We start from the raw sequence: 16,339 nt of genomic DNA, 5'->3' as shown, positions 1-16,339 counted from the left end.
CATGCAGATCTTCTACAAACCGGTCCCCGGCGTCGTCGGCGATTGCATCCCGTTCTACGCCAACGGCCGCTACCACGTGTTCTACCTCAGGGACTACCGCGACAAGGACTCGTACGGGATCGGCAGCCCGTGGCACCACGTCTCCACTGATGACTTCGTGACCTTCGTCGACCATGGTGAAGCTCTCTCGAAGGGCAGCATCGACGACCAGGACCTCACCGTCGCCACGGGATCGGTGATCACCGACGACAAGGGTCTGCACCACATCTTCTACACCGGTATCAACCCGTACTTCCGCGACGAAGCACACCACGAGCAGGCCGTTCTGCACGCCACCAGCAAGGACCTGATCTCTTGGGAGAAAGTGGCCGGCGAAGTCTCGTACGCCGATGAGTCGCTGTACGAACGGCACGACTGGCGAGACCCCTTCGTCTACAAAGACCCCGATAGCGGCCGGTACCACATGTTGCTGGCGGCCCGCACTGCAGACGGACCGGTCTCGCGCTCCGGCTGCACGGCGCTGCTGACCAGCGAAGATCTATCTACTTGGACAGTTGAGAAACCCTTCTACGCTCCCGGCCGCTACCACGGCCACGAATGCCCGGATCTGTTCCGGATGGGCGAGTGGTACTACCTGGTGTTCTCCGAGTACACAACCCGGACGGCCACCCGGTACGTGATGAGCCGCTCGCTCCAAGGACCCTGGGAAACGCCGGCGGACAACATGTTCGACAACCGCGCCTTCTACGCTGCCAAGACCGCAGGCGACGAGGACGGCCGACGGTTCTTGTTCGGCTGGAACCCGAGCAAGGTAGGCGACGCCGACGGAGGCGACTGGGTCTGGGGCGGCGCCCTGACCGTCCACGAGGTCATCCAGAACCACGACGGCACCCTGGGCGTCCGGATGCCGCAAACACTGGTCCAAGCGTTCGGCGAACCCACTCGGCAGCACCTCGAACTGGACGGCACGGACTGGACCACGACAGCCGACGGCTACCGAGCTGACAGCCGGTACGCCTACTCAGCGGTCCGCGGCGATTGCATGGGCTCCAGCTGCCTGCTCGAGGGACAGCTCACGTTCGCCGACGCCGGTGAGGCGGGTGTCCTCCTCCATGTGGATGCCGCCGGCGACACCGGCTACTTCCTCCGCTTCAACCCCGCCCGCCAGGCATTGCAGTTCGGGAAGATCGGCGGCTACCGGAACTGGTATGTCGACCACATGCCCGAGCTTGACCGGCCGCTCGAGATTCAAGCCGGCGTCCCACTCGACTACCGCATCGTTGTCGACGGCAGCGCCATGGTCGCCTACGTGAACGATCAGGTCGCATTGAGTGCGCGACTCTACGCAGACCGCCCGGCTCGCTGCGGACTCTATGCTGACGGCGCAACCGTCATCGCCACCGCGCCGACCATCCGGCGAGGAAATCGATGACGAGCGAGACCGCGGCGCCGGCGGCGGATCTCGGCGAGCTTGCCTGGCAGGACCCGCACCGGCCGCGCTTTCACTTCGTCGCCCCCGGCGGCTGGATGAACGATCCCAACGGAGTCGCCCAGTGGGGCGACACCTACCATCTCTTCTACCAGTACAACCCCGACTCCACCGCGCACGAACGCATCCACTGGGGCCACGCCACCAGCAAGGACCTGGTGCACTGGCACGACGAACCGATCGCCCTCACCCCCGGCGACGGCGCCGACGCCGACGCCGATGGCTGTTGGTCCGGCGTTCTCGTGAACCATGACGGCGTCCCGACGGTCATGTACTCGGGCCATCGCGGCGGCTCCGAACGTGCCTGCATCGCCACGGCCGACCCGACCTTGCGCAGCTGGCACAAGGAGCCCGGCAACCCGGTAATCCCAGAATCTCCTCAAGGCCTCGACCTGATCGCCTACCGCGACCACTGCGTCTGGCACGAGGCTGGCCAATGGCACCAGCTCATCGGCGGCGGCATCGCCGGCATCGGCGGAGCCGCGCTGCACTACACCTCGCCGGACCTACGTCATTGGCGCTACGACGGATTGCTGCACTCCGCGGACATCGACGTACCGGGCGAGTTGTGGACAGGAACCATGTGGGAATGCATCGACCTCTTCCCACTCGGCGACAGCCACATATTGGTCTTCTCGGTCTGGGACGACGAGACGACGCACTACCCCGCCTATTACGTCGGCGACTACGCCGACGGAAAGTTCGTCGCCAGGTCTTTGCACGTGCTCGACTACGGCCTCCGGCACTTCTACGCACCGCAGTCGATGACAGACGTCCGCGGTCGACGCATCGCGTACGGCTGGATCCAGGAAGGCCGCTCGGGCGATGCCACCCGACAGGCGGGTTGGTCCGGCGCCATCTCGCTGCCACGACAACTTCTCCTCGGTGCCGACGGCCAACTCCTCCAGGCACCAGTGAAGGAAGTCGCGTCCCTGCGCCGGGACCACCATTCAGTCGGACCGCAAACACTCCCGGACCGGTCGGTTGTCCCGCTCTCTGACGTCGCCGGCGATCAACTGGACATCGAATTGCGACTTGTCGTCCCTCCTGGAGCGACTGCTGAGATCACGGTTCGCTGCACATCGGACGGATCCGAGAAGACGGTCATCATCGTGGATCGCGACACCGGTGAGCTCCGCCTCGACCGCCAACACAGCAGCCGGGACCTGGACGTCGACCGGAAACCTTTGGTCGGCGCAGTACCGATCGCGACCGACGGGCGAGTCGAGCTGCGCGTCATTATCGACCACTCGGTGCTCGAGATCTTCGCCAACGGCCGCGCCCTCACGGCGCGGGTCTATCCCACCCGACCAGACGCCGTCGGAGTCGCCGTCGGCGCAGTCGGCGGCCATATCCAGCTCGAACAGCTCGATGCCTGGACGATGGCCGACATCTGGACCGGCCCGCGTCCAGTGCGGCCCTGACAAGGAGAACGCCGTTGTACAACTTCGTGCCCACCCTGCGTCCGGGCGTTGTCAGTCGCTCCATCACCGCCGAGAACCCAACTGGTGCCAAAGGAGCCGGCGGCCGGAGCGCGTCCTCGCTCGGCCCCGGCCGCAAGGGACGGCCGTGCGTCAATCTCGCGCCCGGCGAGACCACACAGCTCGCCGAGATCGAAGGCAGCGGCAGGCTCACCCACCTCTGGTTCACGATGCCCGATCACACCGACGCGGTCGGCTTCGTCCTCCGCGATCTCGTGCTGCGAGCCTACTGGGACGGAGAAGAGACACCCTCCGTCGAGGCGCCCATCGGAGACTTCTTCTGCTGCGGCGCCGGGACACGGGCGCTGGTCACCTCGGCGCCGATCACGGGCGCGCCCACCGGAGGCATGAACTGCTACTTCCCTATGCCTTTCGCCTCATCCGCCCGCGTAACGGTAACTAGTGAGCACCCCGTCGAGATCGGCGGGTTCTTCTACCAGATCGACTACGAGCTCAGCGAAGACGTGCCGCCCGACACCGGCCGCTTCCACGCGCAGTGGAGGCGACAGAACCCGACGACCATCGGAACCGACTACACCATCGTCGACGGTGTCCGCGGCCGCGGAGCGTACGTCGGCACCTTCCTGAGCGTGACCGCACTCGAGCGATATTGGTGGGGTGAGGGAGAGGTCAAGTTCTTCCTCGACGGCGATGACGAATTCCCCACGATCTGTGGCACCGGTACCGAGGACTATGCCGGCGGTGCCTGGGCGTTCCAGGATCAGCTGAGTTCCACAGTCGAACCTCACGTCCTCACGTTCAGCGCACCATATTCCGGCTTCCCGCAGTACGCCACCCGCGACACCTCCCAACAGGCCGTGTACGCGACCGCGATGGCTCCGGTCCACAGCATGTACCGATGGCACCTGCCCGATCCCATCCGGTTCGAGCGGGATCTGCGGGTCACAGTCCAGCAAATCGGTCAGGTCGGTGCCGACCTGTTCGAACGCAGCGACGACGTTTCCTCGGTCGCCTACTGGTACCAGATCGAGCCCCACGCACCCTTCCCCTCATTCCCGAGCAGACTCGAGCGGAGGCCTCGATGACACAGGGCCGTCGCAGTAGCTACCACTTCACGGTGCCAGACCACTGGATGAACGACCCCCAGCGGCCAGTCGTTGTCGACGGCACCTATCACTTCTACTACCTCTACAACGCTGACTAGGCCGCACGGCCAGATGAAAGGTAACCGAATGACTCACCCCCAGCACATGTCCCGCCGCGGCGTTGTCGCCGGCGTTGGCGGTCTGGCCCTCGGCACCGCAGTCGCTGCGCTCGGCGATGCGCCTGCAGTCGCAGCGAGCGGACCGACAGCGCAGGCGATCGGAACCCGTCGGCAAGGCCAACCCTGCTACCGCCCCGAGTTTCACTTCAGCGTGCCCGACAACTGGAAGAACGACCCCCAGCGACCCATCTTCCTGAACGGCGAGTATCTGTACTTCTACCTGTACAACGCCGACTACCTCAACGGCGGGCCGGGCACCGCCTGGCGGCTCGCGGCCACCCGCGACCATGTTCTGTTCAAGGATCGCGGCATCGCGATCCCGAAGAACACCAACAGCAACGGCGACTGCTGGTCGGGCAGCCTCGTCGTTGACGAACAAGACACCGCCGGCTATGGGCGCGGCGCTGTCATCGCACTCGTCACGCAAGCGCCGAACGGCGTTCAGGCGCAGTACCTCTGGTACTCGACGGACGGCGGCCGCTCGTTCCGTGCCGGGCCGATCGACCCAGTGCTGCCCAACCCGGGCGTGCAAGACTTCCGGGACCCGAAGGTCATCTGGGATGCCGAGCGCTCACACTGGGCACTTGCGACCGCCGAGGGACAGAAAATCGGCTTCTACTCCTCGCCCGACCTGCGCACCTGGCAGCGCGTTGGCGAATTCTCTCGCAGCGACATCGGTCTCCTCGAGTGCCCCGACCTGTTCAAGATGACCGCGGACGACGGCACGCCACACTGGGTGCTCGGCGTCAGCGCGAATGGTAAGGCTCGCGGCCTACCCGCGACCTACGCGTACTGGACAGGAGCGTTCGACGGCGCCACTTTCACGCCCGATGACGGCGAGCCACGGTGGCTCGACCACGGCTTCGACTTCTACGGCGCCGTCACCTACCCGCACCACGATGCCAAGGGCAAGGAGGATACCGCGCTTCGGCACGCCATCGGCTGGGCGAACTTCTGGGACTACCCGCACAACACTCCCTCGCTGGTGACTGATGGCTACAACGGCGATGACATGACCGTGCGCGATCTCCGGCTGCTGCGGACCGGCTCGACCTACGCGCTGGCCTCAGCGCCGACCGCAGCACTGCGCAGCTACGCGACCCGCACCCATCGGATCGGCGACGTACGGCTGTCGGGCGTGCGCGACCTCGACCTCCGCGTGACCGCATATGAGCTCTCGTGCACGCTGGAGTGGGATCCCGCCTCGGCGCCATCGAACATCGGGTTCGAACTCCGACGCGGCCCGGCAGGCGGTCGTCACGTGGCCGTTGGCGCCTTCCTCAACGGACCATACGCGTACGTCAACCGGCGCCCGACCGTGAATCCGACAGGCGGCGAGTCGCAAACGGCAATCGACCGCTCCGCGGGAAAGCTGACGCTTCGAGTGCTCGTCGATCGATCCAGCGTCGAATACTTCATCAACGAAGGCCGCGACGTGCACTCGCACCGAGTCTTTCCACTCCCCGGCGACGACCGCATCCGCCTGTTCGTCAACGACGGCAACGCCACCTTCCGCGACCTCACGATCCGCGAGCTCCACGTCACCACGTGAACGAGTCCGACAACACGTTTGAATCGGGAAACCAGCACTGTGATGGCGTAGAGGTTCAATCAGCTCGATTACGTAAAGGGGTTGGCTGAACGGTTTCGCGGACGGCGAGGTAGACCGCGCGTACTGCCAGGATGCGTTCGATTTCGTCGATGATCGGGGCGAAGAACTCGCGTCGTTCCTCACTGTCGCGCATCGATGTCACCGAGAAGTACATGCTGCCGAAGGCCGCGAAGAGAGTGGCGTTACGCAGCAATGCAACTGGCAGCCCGGGCAGCAGAACCGACGGCACCGGCGGAGCTCCGATCCACTGCTCGGCTGTTCCCGGAGTTACCACGATCAATCCCAGGATCAGAAAGAAGACGAACAGCGCCAAGCCCACGATCATCGCTTGCACCAGTTGCCGGGTCGCGAGCACCAGCAGCAGGTTGCGGGCCTGGCGCCCGTTCAGCGGTGTCGCCTGCACAGCGTCGTCGCTGGTCAGCTCTGTGATCGGTACGCCGGCCAACGGCGTGTTTCGGCAGGCGGCAGTCAACATCGGCGGCGTGAGATCCTGCTCGACGCGGCTGATCTCATCCCTCAGGCGCGCGGCCGCCGCCAGCACGGTGATCGCCGCGAACAGAACAACGATCAGCCCCAGGCGCCACCAGGCCAGCCGGTTCATCGCCTGCCACAACTCGCCGGTGAAGAACAAGAAGAGGGTGACGAACAGCATGGTCGGCAGCGCGCGCCCCAAGATGTGAACGCTGTTGCCGAGATCGTGCAGAGCGTGCCGTGCCGCCCGGCGCAGCAGGCCACCGAAGCCATAGACGGTGGCTAGCAGCGTCACGCCGAAGACCGCAGCGAAGAAGATGACAAATCCGAGCAGCCCCACGACGCGGCCCCCCGGCGGGGTCACTGCTCCGTCCACGGCCAACTGCAGCAGCGGAACCATCCCCGGCAAGCCTGCGTACAGACAGAGGACAACGACCGTCGCGGTGCGCGAGAAACGCGGCAGCCGGCGGACGAACAGCGCGAGGGCCGCCCATACCGCAACTGCAGCCGCCATCACTGCTGCGAGCACGATCCAACGACTGGAACCGGCAGGTCGCAGCGTCACGAGCCAGGCGAGGCTCGCCAGCGCGACTACGGTCAGCGCGGGCAGCATCCGCGGGAGCACATGCGTCGCAAAACCGTAGCCCTCAATCATCGTGGGCGTACCGCAGCGGACGAACCAGCGGTCGGTTCTGCGAATCAGCGCAGGCGAAGCGGCGAACGGCATGGGCTGATCATTCCGCAGTCGCGATGCGCTGCTCATCATCACCCACCTCAACGTCGAAAGTCTCATCGGAGGCCGGCGCCGTCGACACGTTCTCCGCGTCGCGCCGCCAGCTGCGCAGCATGGCGACGTCCTCGGCGTGCGTTGGCGTCTCGGCCAGAAATGAGACCCCGCGGAGCTCGGGCAGCGACAGGAGGGCGGCGAGCCCCGCCGTACCGAGTGTTCCCTTTCCGAGCGACTCGTGGCGATCACGTTTCGCGCCAGGAGGGTCGCGGCTGTCGTTCATGTGGATCAGATGCAGCCGATGGAGGCCGACGGAATCGCCGAGAATCTTCACCCATTGCTGAACGGCTCCAGGGGTGCTGAGATCCTCCCCCGCCGCGTGCAGGTGACAGGTGTCCAGACAAAGTCCCAGCCGGTCATCGGCCACCGCGTCCAGGTACTCCACCGTCGACTCGATCGTCGAGGCCAGTGCGGCTGCGCCGCCCGCCGTCGGCTCGACCAGTAGCCGGACGCCGGGCGGTCCGGTATCGAGCAGCCGAGGCATTAGTTCGTGGAGCTGCGCGAGAGCAGCGCGGCGGCGGTCCGGCACGACCGAAGAGCCGGCGTGAAAGACAACCCCTGTGGCACCGAGACGCGACGCGTGCCGCAATGCCGCGGTGAGTGCGGCGAAGGATCGCTCCACCACCAATGGAGCCGACGAACCAAGGTTGATCAGATGTGGTGCATGGACGTACGCCTCCAACCCCAGGTCGTCGAGGGCCGCGTGGAAGGCGTCATCGGCCGCCGGATCGAAGTTGCGGGGGATCCAGCTCCGCGGGTTGCCCGCAAAGAACTGGATCACCTCCGCGCCGACGGCAACGGCTTCTCCCAACCCACCCTTGATCAGGCCACCGGCAACCGCCACGTGAGACCCGACCCGAGACAGACGGTTGTTCAGCACCTCAGAGTCCGGTCACCCAGTCGGTCTCTTCCGACAACAGCCTTCTTGCCGGTGAGATCGAACCCGCGGGACATGGTGTGTACCCCTGTTGGAACGGTGTCAGCGCGGAGCGCGATTTCCAGACAGGCCACTAACTGCATCCTGTGCCGTCTCGTTGTCGCGAGAAATCCAGCAGCCATTGTTGTCGTAGCCACGGTAGAGTTCCCGGCCGCCGTCCGGTAGCGGATCTTCGGTGATGGGGCTATAGGCAGAGCTAATCGCTCACACTGGGGGTTTGCAGCGGCTCATCCGCTTGAAGAGACCGCTGGCCGTGAGGGCGCTCGTCGACCAGGGATGCGGCAGCCACGGCGAGAAGGTCCACGAACTCGTCCAGATCGGCAGCCAGAGCGTTCGCCCGGCCCCAGACGGCTTCGTACGAGATCTCGACGGGGGTTCCCGCCCGCATCAGCGGGCGACAGCTGGCATGCCGGTGACTCACCTTGGAGCGCGGCAGCAGCGCCGCACCGACACCCATGCCGGCCCATTCGTCCAGCACGCGATAGCTGGCTGCCTCGCCGGGATACGTGCGCAGCGCCAGGTCGTTGGCGCTGAACAGCCGGGTGATGAACGTGGTGAGCCCGCACGTGTCGGGCACGAGGATGTAGTCGGCGCCGGCAGCTGCGCCCAGCTCAACCGGCCCCTCGGCACCGGGAGCTGCAGCCGGGTCGATCACGACCATGGGTTCACTGAGGATGACGCGGTGACGATAGGCGGGCATGGCCTCCACCGCCGGCACCAGCAGGACATCCAACTCGCCGGCCCTCAGTGCCCCGCGCAGCAGGTCCAGATCCGCCTCCCGCAGCACCAAATCACGAGGTTGCGACAGTCCGCGTGCGGCGTCGAAGGCGCAGGCCACTAGGTCCGCTCCGATCAGTGGTGAGACGCCCATGCGGATGGCCCCGGTCGCCGGGCTGCCCAACCGCTGTGCCTCGGACATGATGGCGTCCAGAGACGTCAGGGCATGGTCGATCATCGGCAGGATGCGGGCGCCTTGGGTTGTCGGTTTCACCCCTCGCGGTGACCGGTCGAAGAGCTTGACGCCGAGCTCGTCCTCCAGCCGGGCAACCCCGTTCGACAGCGCCGGCTGAGTAACGCCGTAGTCTCGCGCCGCCGCGCTGAAGGACTTCGTCTGGGATACGGCCTGCGCGTAGCGCAGCCCCTCGATGTTCACCGCAAGCTCCCGGCAGTCATAACCACAGGCTATATCAGCATTCAATGGCGTCCGCTACCGAAGGCCTTCGACCCGGCCTACCGTGGGCAACACGTCCCGCTGAGTTCGGGGTCCACTGGCGCACTCATGTGCAGCACTGCATTCAGCAGAAAATGCCAGCAGTGGAGCTATCCGTTTGTTTCATGAGGAGTGATTTGCCGTGTCCCAGGACGACCGCCGAGCCCACCGGGCCGCACAAGTGACGAAGGCCGGGGCATCCCTGGTGGTAGCTCCCGTGGAGGCACGAGAGCCGCGACCGGGAGAAGTGCGGCTGGACGTGGTCGCATCAGGCATTTGTGGAGCCGATGCCGGCACCGTCGCAGACCTCCACCCGGTCAACGGGTTTCCGATCACTCCCGGCCACGAGGTCGCCGGTGTCGTGGCCGAACTGGGCGAGGGCGTCCGCGGCTGGGAGATCGGCGAACGAGCCGGGGTCGGATGGTTCGGTGGCAGTTGCGGCTCGTGCACCGCATGTCGTTCGGGCGACGTGGTGCACTGCCCGGATCGCCAGATCCCTGGCCTGTCCTACCCCGGCGGCTGGGCGTCGACCATCACCGTCCCGGTCAACGCATTGATCCGCATCCCCGAAGGGCTATCCATGGCGGAGGCCGCGCCGTTCGGATGCGCGGGGGTGACCACCTTCAACGCTCTTCGCAACAGCGGCGCAGAACCGGGCGACAGGGTCGCCGTGGTGGGGATCGGCGGATTGGGCCACCTGGCCGTTCAGTTCGCCGCGGCCATGGGCTTCGAGACAGTGGCCATCGCCCGGGGAGAGAACAAGCGGCCGACCGCCCTGCAGCTGGGCGCACATCACTACATCGATGCCTCCCACGACGAGGTCGGACCAGCGCTGCGGGAGCTCGGCGGGTGCCGGCTGATCCTCTCCACGGCCGCCAGCAGCAAACCCCTCGCGGGACTCATCGACGGCTTGGTACCCCACGGCCGGCTCACCGTCGTCGGCTTCGACGGCACCCCTCTCCAGCTGCCCCTGGACAAGCTGGTCATGCACGCCCGTAGCGTCACCGGCCAGCTGACCGGGAGCCCGACTGATACCGAGCAGGCGATGCGGTTCGCCCTCGCGACCGATGTCCGTCCTCGTGTGCAGACCACGCCGCTGGAACAGGCGGATGCAGCCCTGAAGACACAGCAGGCCGGACAAGCCCGCTTCCGTATGGTCCTCACCCCGACCCCCTGATGCCCGCCTTCCTGGAACCGGCATCCAAGAGGAAAGAAGGCGCGCATGCCACACCAGGACGGACAGCCTGTTGTCGTCATCGGCGCGGGAGCCGCAGGACTGACTGCGGCGACCGTACTCACCCAAGCCGGGTGCAACACGGTGTGCCTGGAGGCACGCGACCGTCCCGGCGGCCGCCTTCTCAGCACTCGTGCAGACGACGGCGCGGCCCTCGACCTGGGAGCCACTTGGTTCTGGGACGGCGAGAAGCGAGTGCAAGCCCTCACCACGCGCCTCGGAGTCGGCAGCTTTCAGCAGTACGCAGCAGGCAACGCGCTGTTCCAGGACGCCTCCGGCGTACACCGTCTGCCGGATAACCCAGTCGATTCGTCCGCCCACCGCTACGTTGCCGGTGCCGGTGCTCTCACTGATCGGATGGCGGCCGAGCTACCTGCCGGCACGCTGCGCCTGAGCACGCCCGTCACCGCCGTTCGCGCCACCGGCACCGGCCTGACCGTCCACACCCCCGACACACTCCATCACGCCAGCCACATCGTTCTGGCCGTACCGCCCGCGCTAGCCCTGGAACGCATCGACTTCAGTGACCAACTGCCCGCCGGCCTCGTCAGACTTGCCTCTGCCACGCCGGTATGGATGGGCAACGTCGTCAAGGTCGTCGCCGTCTACCCCAGCCCGTTCTGGCGCGCCGAAGGACTCGCTGGGGCTGCCTTCAGCTATACCGGTCCACTCCAAGAGGTTCACGACATGTCCGGTCCTCACGGGAAACCCGCTGCCCTGTTCGGCTTCGCCCGAGCCGGCGCCGCAACGTCAGTACTCCGGCAAGTAGTCACCGACCAGCTCACTCAGCTGTTCGGCCCGGAAGCAGGTGGCCCGCTTGCGCTGCACCTCCAAGACTGGAGCGCCGAACACTGGACCTCAACCGCAAGTGTGCACAACCTGACCGACTACAGCCTCTTCGGGCATCGTCTGTATCAACAGCCCGCGCTGAACGGTCGCCTCCACTGGGCCTCGACCGAAACCGCCTCCGACTACGCCGGACACATCGAAGGCGCACTCGCCGCCGGTGAGCGCGCCGCCCACGCGGTCCTGACCGCTCGTTCAGAGAACCAGATCACACCACGGGGAAGTCATGTATGAGGTAGAAGCACTGCTGCGCGAGTACGACCACGCCCGGGCCTACACCGACGAACTCTGGAAAGACCTCAGCCCTGACGAGGTGACCTGGCGACCCAATGAGAATTCCAGCGCGATCGGCTGGCACCTCGGCCACCAGGCCCACGTCGCCCACTTCATGATCCGCAACCTCACGGCCGCCGAACCCAGCCCCGATCCCGAATTGGACGGGCTCATGGATTCCGCGCGGCCCGAGAAGTTCCGCGGCGCACTGCCCACAGTCCAACGACTCACGGAGTTCCGCGACACGGTCGCCGAGCGTGTACACGCCAGGATCACCGACATCACCGCCGGCCACGTCGCCGCCCCGGCCCAGCTCACCGTCGTCGCTGCCCATCTACTGGTTGCGTTGATCAACCACGAATACCAACACGACCAATGGATCGGCGAAGTACGCTCCAACGACCTCGGCCATGCCCTCCCTGGCGACCCGGACAGCAACCAGGTCTCGCGACTCGACGGATATCTCGTTCTCAACCCTCTCGGCTGAGGCCCACGACCCTCATGCCGGAGACTTCGCGTGCGATGCAAAGCATGCCAGCGCGTTCCAGGTGGCGAAGAAGGCCGGCTTCGGCCTGTACTGATCGTCGAACATCAGCGGCTTCGCGCCCGGGACCCAGGTGTAGGCATGCTTGTCGGTAAAACCCCAGAAACTGATGTCCCGCACGCCGGCCGCAAGCGCCTCGCGCATGATGCTCCCGTAGATCTCTGCCTGCTGCTGGAACTCAGCATTGTCGGGCAGCGGCGTCAGATGTACATCCATCTCAGTGACGGCCACTTGCAGCCCAAGAGCCTTGTAGGAGTTCACGATGTCTGTGATTACCCCGGGCTCCGGGCCAGCGAACGTCTCGTGCATCTCGAGCCCTACGCCGCTGATGGGCACGCCCCGGCTCACCAGGCCGGACACGAGGTCGTAGAACTCCTGACGCTTCGCCGGGTAGAACTCGACCAGGGACTCGTTGAGAAACAGCTTGGCATTCGGGTTTGCCGCGTGTGCGATGCGGAACGCTTCGGCGATGTAATCGGGCCCGAGGACCTGATAGAAGTAGTTGTGTTCGAGGCCGGTGCCGCCGAAGGTGGACAGCACCTCGGTGGCGACGTCCCACCGGTCCACCTTGCCCGCATAGCGAGTCATGAGCGTCCTGAAGTGGTTCGCCATCGCGGCGCGCAACTGGTCGGGATCCTGGATCTGTTCGAGCCACGCCGGGTTGCAGCAGCTGGAGATGAGGCCGTGGCCTTTCACTGCCATGTGGTGTTGCTGCGCGAAATTCACGAGCCGGTCGAGTTTCGTGAAATCGAAGACGCCGTGCTGCGGCTCGTTGAACGACCACTTGAGCTCGTTCTCGGGTGACAGGCTGTTGAACTGCTCCGCGAGCACCTTTCTGAACTGCGGCTCGTCGAGATAGTCGGGATTGATCGCCCCGGAACCGATCAGAATCCCAGCCTTGGCCGCCTCCCCTCGAAGGCTGGGAACTGTCGCATCGGCCGCCGTCGCCGGGACGGCCGCACCGGCGACGAGCGTGAGCACGGCCACGGATGCGAACGTGGTAACCCGCCGGAATCCGTACCGGAGATGGCCGCGCGCACTGCCAAGGGCCGGTTGTGTGAAGCGAACGCATACACCAGTCAGCGCTGCTCGAAGGTTCCTCACCGTACCTCCTCTGAAACATCGACGATCCGAACTGACACCGCTTGGCTGCCGACAGTACAGCGAAATTAGTACAAGTGCTACAGTTTGGATCTGCACCGAACCACCGCAGAGCTGTCTGACCTCGGCACCGGCGCAGCAGCCTGTTCTCCTCGCAGTCGCGATAGACCAGCACGTACTTGCCGCCGGCATCTTCGTCGACGGCAGTCGAGCGGACGGCGCGGCGCGTCCGGCGAACGCCGCGTCCATCGGCGGCTCGATGGCGACGCGGGCAGCTCGGCCCCACTCAGCTCCAGGAGCGGCAGGCCGGGGTTGAGTGCGTTCATCACCTCATTCGGCAACGCGCGACTGCGGATGCCGTTGCCACCCTCCCGACGGACTGCACCCGGCGCTCATCGACGCGTCGCGGAGGTTTCTGCCGAGCCCGCGTAGTCCACAGGTGGAAACAAACAGTAACTGGCTGGCCGGGTTACGCGATGTAGCCATTGTTCGTTGATGTCTGGGGGGACATGTGAGAATCGCAGGAATCGCTCTTGTGCTGGCCTTGGTTGCCGCCGCCGGGTGCAGCCGGCAGCCAGAGGTGTCAGCTGATCAACCGTCGGTATCGCCCATCGCGAGTCCGACGGCTCCGCCTGGGGAGCATCCACCAACGTTGGCCGACACCGCCAAAACGATGGACTCGCGAGGTGGTCAAGCAACCTGGAACGGGCTCGAGGTCGACGTACCCGCGGGAGCGGTCCGGGCGGGGCACAGTGTCAAGATCAGCTCTGGTGACGAGATCGGAATCCTCGTCGGGCCGTATGGGACCGAGATCGCCGGTCGACCGGTTTCTGTCGACCACGACCTTCCGCTGGTCTCGCCCCTCTCGCTCTCATGGGAGCTTCCGAAGCTGACGGCGACTCAGCGGAGCTCGTTGGTGCTGGCGCGCTGGAACCCGGCGGCCCACGCCTGGGCCTACACCGCCGAGAAGCCGATCTGGCACGGCACTCGTATGACCGCCGCGGTGCGTGACTTCTCGATCCTGACCTGGATCGCAGACGTCGGCCAGGGAACCGGGCAGATCATCGGCGCCAGAGTCGATGAACCGAAGTGCAGCGGGAAGAAGCTCCCACCCTGGGTCACCGCTACGGTCGATCCGGACCAGGACCTGTCGGCGGCCGCGATCCGTGTCTGCTTCGAGCCTGACAAGGACAACCGGGTGACGGTCCGCGTTGCCAACAACCGCACCTTCAGCCAGCAGATGTCTATGGTGTACGGCGGTCAGCAGTGGGCCTGGACGTGGCGCGGGGACGACGCGTACGACCCGAAGGCCATCGTCTACTCCATCGCTCAAGACGTCCTCGATACATCCACCCGCCACCTCATCCCGCCGCTCAAAACTCACGCTGTCGGCATCGCTCGCCCGAAGGAGACTGGGAGCTACCACATCGAGGCCCGCACCTCGGTCGATCCCATCACCGTGCTCGCCGATGCGGTGGCCTTCGGCGCGAACGAACTGCGTGTTGCGGCCGACAGCCCAGCCGTGGCAGCGGCGGTGCAGGCGCTCTACGAGTGTGGGGGAAAGGAACTGCTTGGCAGACCGAACCTCCGGGATGTAGCCGAGCTCGGCCGGACCGTCGCCAACGCGATCGGCGGGTGCGCCAAGGAACTGATGGAACCAGACAGCGAGTTCGGCCGGCGCTTCGAGCAGTTGTCCCGGGCGATGATCGCCAAGGGCGGCCTGTCACAGACCGCGGCAATCCAGTCGAACCGGCTCGCCCATGAGCTCGTCAGCGTCTTCAAGGTCATCACCGCCGGCAAGGTCATCTTCTACCTGTCGGACCAGTTCGCGAACGCCTTGGTCGGACCGCTCTCCTGGTCGATCAACGGCCGTGGAACACCGCAGCAGCTGGGGCAATGGACACCAACGTGCTCGGCGGTCGACACTGACTCGAACCGGCTGTACAAAAACCTCGCGCTGCAGGACCGGTTCGCCGACACCAGCAAGGAGCTTTGGCAGTTCAAGGACTTTGCAGAGGTCGCGGCCGTGGCAATCAAGCCACTCGACGGCTGCAGCCAACGCTTCCGAGCTACTGTGGCGGGCAAACTGCCCGGTGACTGGGCAGATCGAAAGGCTGCGAGCCTAGTCGCCGCTGCCATCATGAGAGGGCTCCCGGCCGTCACCACAGCTGGTCTGCTCCAAGCTGAAGCGCCGGAGATGTGCAGACATCAAGCCGGCCGCCTCGTCAATGGCAATCTGCCGATCGCTGACCCGCTGCACGACGGCTACGCCTCGATCCGCCTGAATGGTGCCGACTGGATAACGCCATTGCCGCCGGCCACCACAGACCTGAACGCCGACGGCATCAAGGACACCGCCGTGGCCTTCGACTGCTCAGCGGGCGGCGTCACCTGGCCGGAGACCATCGCGATCTACGGCCCAGGCCCAACGCTCGTCGCGTCGATCGACCTGGACAAGTACGTCCAGACCGAGCACAGCGACGTCAAGGCGCTCACCGTGCAAGGGAATCGCATCGCCGTGCACTGGATCTCCTACGAAGGCGCAGGCTTCGGCCAGCAAGCCTGGCACGGCTACCTGAAACTCCACGACGGAAGCCTCACGGTGACCGACATGAAGCGCGGCTGAGACAGTCGCGGCGGTGCGTCGCACCTGCGGAACCATCTGAGGTTTCGGTCAGGTTCGCTGGCCGATGCCGTGGACGTCGTTCTGGCCGATAACGGCCAGGATCAGAGAACGGAGTACTGGAACAACTCGCGGCGTTTGGCATCCTGGCTGGTCGGGTCGACGCTGCCGCCGGCGAAACGGCCAACTGACCGTCTTTGCCGGCGATCGCCGGCCGCGACCTCTGACCATCTCCGATTGGTGATGGCGCTATGCCTCAGGAACAAGTCATCGTCCTCGAGCGTGGCCTGCACCCGAGATCGCCACCGCTAGTAGGCGACGGTGAATCGCCGTTGAGTATGAGTTGGCAGCTCGGCCTCGTCGATCACTGCGACTGCGAGGTCTTCGTACGAGATGCGGCTCTGGCCGTTGGAGTCGGTGAGCAGTTGGTCCCCACCGAGCCGGAAGCGGCCTGTGCGTTCGCCGGGGTAGGCATACTCCGGCGGGCTGAGATAGGTCCAGAGCCG

Annotated in this window: 13 protein-coding genes and 1 pseudogene; 9 read left to right on the top strand and 5 right to left on the bottom strand. The window is 65.6% G+C overall.

The genetic code is table 11. The features are described 5' to 3' along the window. Window position 1 precedes the first annotated feature (1 nt). From AB0E69_RS34780 to AB0E69_RS34760, 5 genes are read left to right on the top strand one after another with little or no spacing between them, the layout of a single operon-like run. Window positions 2-1,432 carry a glycoside hydrolase family 32 protein gene (locus AB0E69_RS34780; RefSeq protein WP_360156262.1) on the top strand — a complete coding sequence of 477 codons (1,431 nt, stop codon included), beginning with the start codon at window positions 2-4 and terminating at the stop codon, window positions 1,430-1,432. Continuing rightward, window positions 1,429-2,913, top strand: coding sequence for a glycoside hydrolase family 32 protein (locus AB0E69_RS34775; RefSeq protein WP_360156259.1), 1,485 nt, complete (start codon window positions 1,429-1,431; stop codon window positions 2,911-2,913). The genes AB0E69_RS34780 and AB0E69_RS34775 overlap by 4 nt, the downstream gene beginning before the upstream one ends. Window positions 2,914-2,927: 14 nt before the next feature. Then, a complete protein-coding gene (locus tag AB0E69_RS34770; protein WP_360156256.1) occupies window positions 2,928-4,016 on the top strand; it encodes a glycoside hydrolase family 172 protein in 1,089 nt (362 codons plus the stop codon). Beyond that, complete coding sequence (locus tag AB0E69_RS34765; protein ID WP_360156253.1) at window positions 4,013-4,135, top strand: hypothetical protein; 123 nt, start codon at window positions 4,013-4,015, stop codon at window positions 4,133-4,135. Before AB0E69_RS34770 ends, AB0E69_RS34765 begins: the two co-directional genes overlap by 4 nt. A 28-nt stretch (window positions 4,136-4,163) precedes the next feature. Continuing rightward, window positions 4,164-5,747, top strand: coding sequence for a glycoside hydrolase family 32 protein (locus tag AB0E69_RS34760; protein ID WP_360156250.1), 1,584 nt, complete (start codon window positions 4,164-4,166; stop codon window positions 5,745-5,747). A 55-nt stretch (window positions 5,748-5,802) separates the two neighbouring features. Here the strand turns inward: AB0E69_RS34760 and AB0E69_RS34755 are convergent, their stop codons facing one another. The 3 genes from AB0E69_RS34755 to AB0E69_RS34745 all read right to left on the bottom strand — a co-directional run bounded on the left by AB0E69_RS34755 (window position 5,803) and on the right by AB0E69_RS34745 (window position 9,155). Beyond that, a complete protein-coding gene (locus AB0E69_RS34755) occupies window positions 5,803-7,005 on the bottom strand; it encodes a hypothetical protein (RefSeq protein WP_360156247.1) in 1,203 nt (400 codons plus the stop codon). Window positions 7,006-7,012: 7 nt separating this feature from the next. Next, window positions 7,013-7,909 carry a deoxyribonuclease IV gene (locus AB0E69_RS34750; RefSeq protein ID WP_360156244.1) on the bottom strand — a complete coding sequence of 299 codons (897 nt, stop codon included), beginning with the start codon at window positions 7,907-7,909 and terminating at the stop codon, window positions 7,013-7,015. 289 nt (window positions 7,910-8,198) lie between these two features. After that, window positions 8,199-9,155 carry a LysR family transcriptional regulator gene (locus AB0E69_RS34745; RefSeq protein WP_360156241.1) on the bottom strand — a complete coding sequence of 319 codons (957 nt, stop codon included), beginning with the start codon at window positions 9,153-9,155 and terminating at the stop codon, window positions 8,199-8,201. A gap of 304 nt (window positions 9,156-9,459) precedes the next feature. Here AB0E69_RS34745 and AB0E69_RS34740 point away from each other — a divergent pair, with 304 nt between their 5' ends. The 3 genes from AB0E69_RS34740 to AB0E69_RS34730 are packed head-to-tail and all read left to right on the top strand — an operon-like array spanning window position 9,460 to window position 12,052. Next, entirely contained in the window at window positions 9,460-10,389 is a 930-nt protein-coding gene (locus AB0E69_RS34740; RefSeq protein WP_360156238.1) for an alcohol dehydrogenase catalytic domain-containing protein, read from the top strand. Between the two features lie 45 nt (window positions 10,390-10,434). Then, window positions 10,435-11,526, top strand: a complete 1,092-nt coding sequence (locus AB0E69_RS34735; protein ID WP_360156235.1) for an FAD-dependent oxidoreductase — start codon at window positions 10,435-10,437, stop codon at window positions 11,524-11,526. Then, window positions 11,519-12,052, top strand: a complete 534-nt coding sequence (locus tag AB0E69_RS34730) for a DinB family protein (protein ID WP_360156232.1) — start codon at window positions 11,519-11,521, stop codon at window positions 12,050-12,052. The genes AB0E69_RS34735 and AB0E69_RS34730 overlap by 8 nt, the downstream gene beginning before the upstream one ends. Before the next feature lie 12 nt (window positions 12,053-12,064). Here the strand turns inward: AB0E69_RS34730 and AB0E69_RS34725 are convergent, their stop codons facing one another. Continuing rightward, window positions 12,065-13,096, bottom strand: a complete 1,032-nt coding sequence (locus AB0E69_RS34725; protein ID WP_360156229.1) for an endo-1,4-beta-xylanase — start codon at window positions 13,094-13,096, stop codon at window positions 12,065-12,067. Window positions 13,097-14,126: 1,030 nt separating this feature from the next. On the opposite strand from AB0E69_RS34725, the gene AB0E69_RS34720 reads away from it, so the two are divergent. Beyond that, the gene (locus tag AB0E69_RS34720) at window positions 14,127-15,836 is read left to right on the top strand and encodes a hypothetical protein (protein ID WP_360156226.1); all 1,710 of its coding nucleotides are present in this window, start codon (window positions 14,127-14,129) and stop codon (window positions 15,834-15,836) included. Between the two features lie 305 nt (window positions 15,837-16,141). On the opposite strand, the pseudogene AB0E69_RS34715 reads toward AB0E69_RS34720, so the two are convergent. After that, window positions 16,142-16,339, bottom strand: a pseudogene (locus tag AB0E69_RS34715) (NADH-flavin reductase); the annotation flags it as partial.

Source organism: Kribbella sp. NPDC026611 (assembly GCF_040638345.1).
In the GTDB taxonomy this organism is placed as follows: domain Bacteria; phylum Actinomycetota; class Actinomycetes; order Propionibacteriales; family Kribbellaceae; genus Kribbella.
This window is presented reverse-complemented; position numbering and strand designations above follow the sequence as displayed.

Bases quoted from the DNA above. Each gene is read 5' to 3' on its own strand.
- AB0E69_RS34775 (WP_360156259.1), top strand. From the start codon at position 1,429: ATGACGAGCGAGACCGCGGCGCCGGCGGCGGATCTCGGCGAGCTTGCC.
- AB0E69_RS34780 (WP_360156262.1), top strand. From the start codon at position 2: ATGCAGATCTTCTACAAACCGGTCCCCGGCGTCGTCGGCGATTGCATC.
- AB0E69_RS34735 (WP_360156235.1), top strand. From the start codon at position 10,435: ATGCCACACCAGGACGGACAGCCTGTTGTCGTCATCGGCGCGGGAGCC.
- AB0E69_RS34765 (WP_360156253.1), top strand. From the start codon at position 4,013: ATGACACAGGGCCGTCGCAGTAGCTACCACTTCACGGTGCCAGACCAC.
- AB0E69_RS34760 (WP_360156250.1), top strand. From the start codon at position 4,164: ATGACTCACCCCCAGCACATGTCCCGCCGCGGCGTTGTCGCCGGCGTT.
- AB0E69_RS34755 (WP_360156247.1), bottom strand. From the start codon at position 7,005: ATGCCGTTCGCCGCTTCGCCTGCGCTGATTCGCAGAACCGACCGCTGG.
- AB0E69_RS34730 (WP_360156232.1), top strand. From the start codon at position 11,519: ATGTATGAGGTAGAAGCACTGCTGCGCGAGTACGACCACGCCCGGGCC.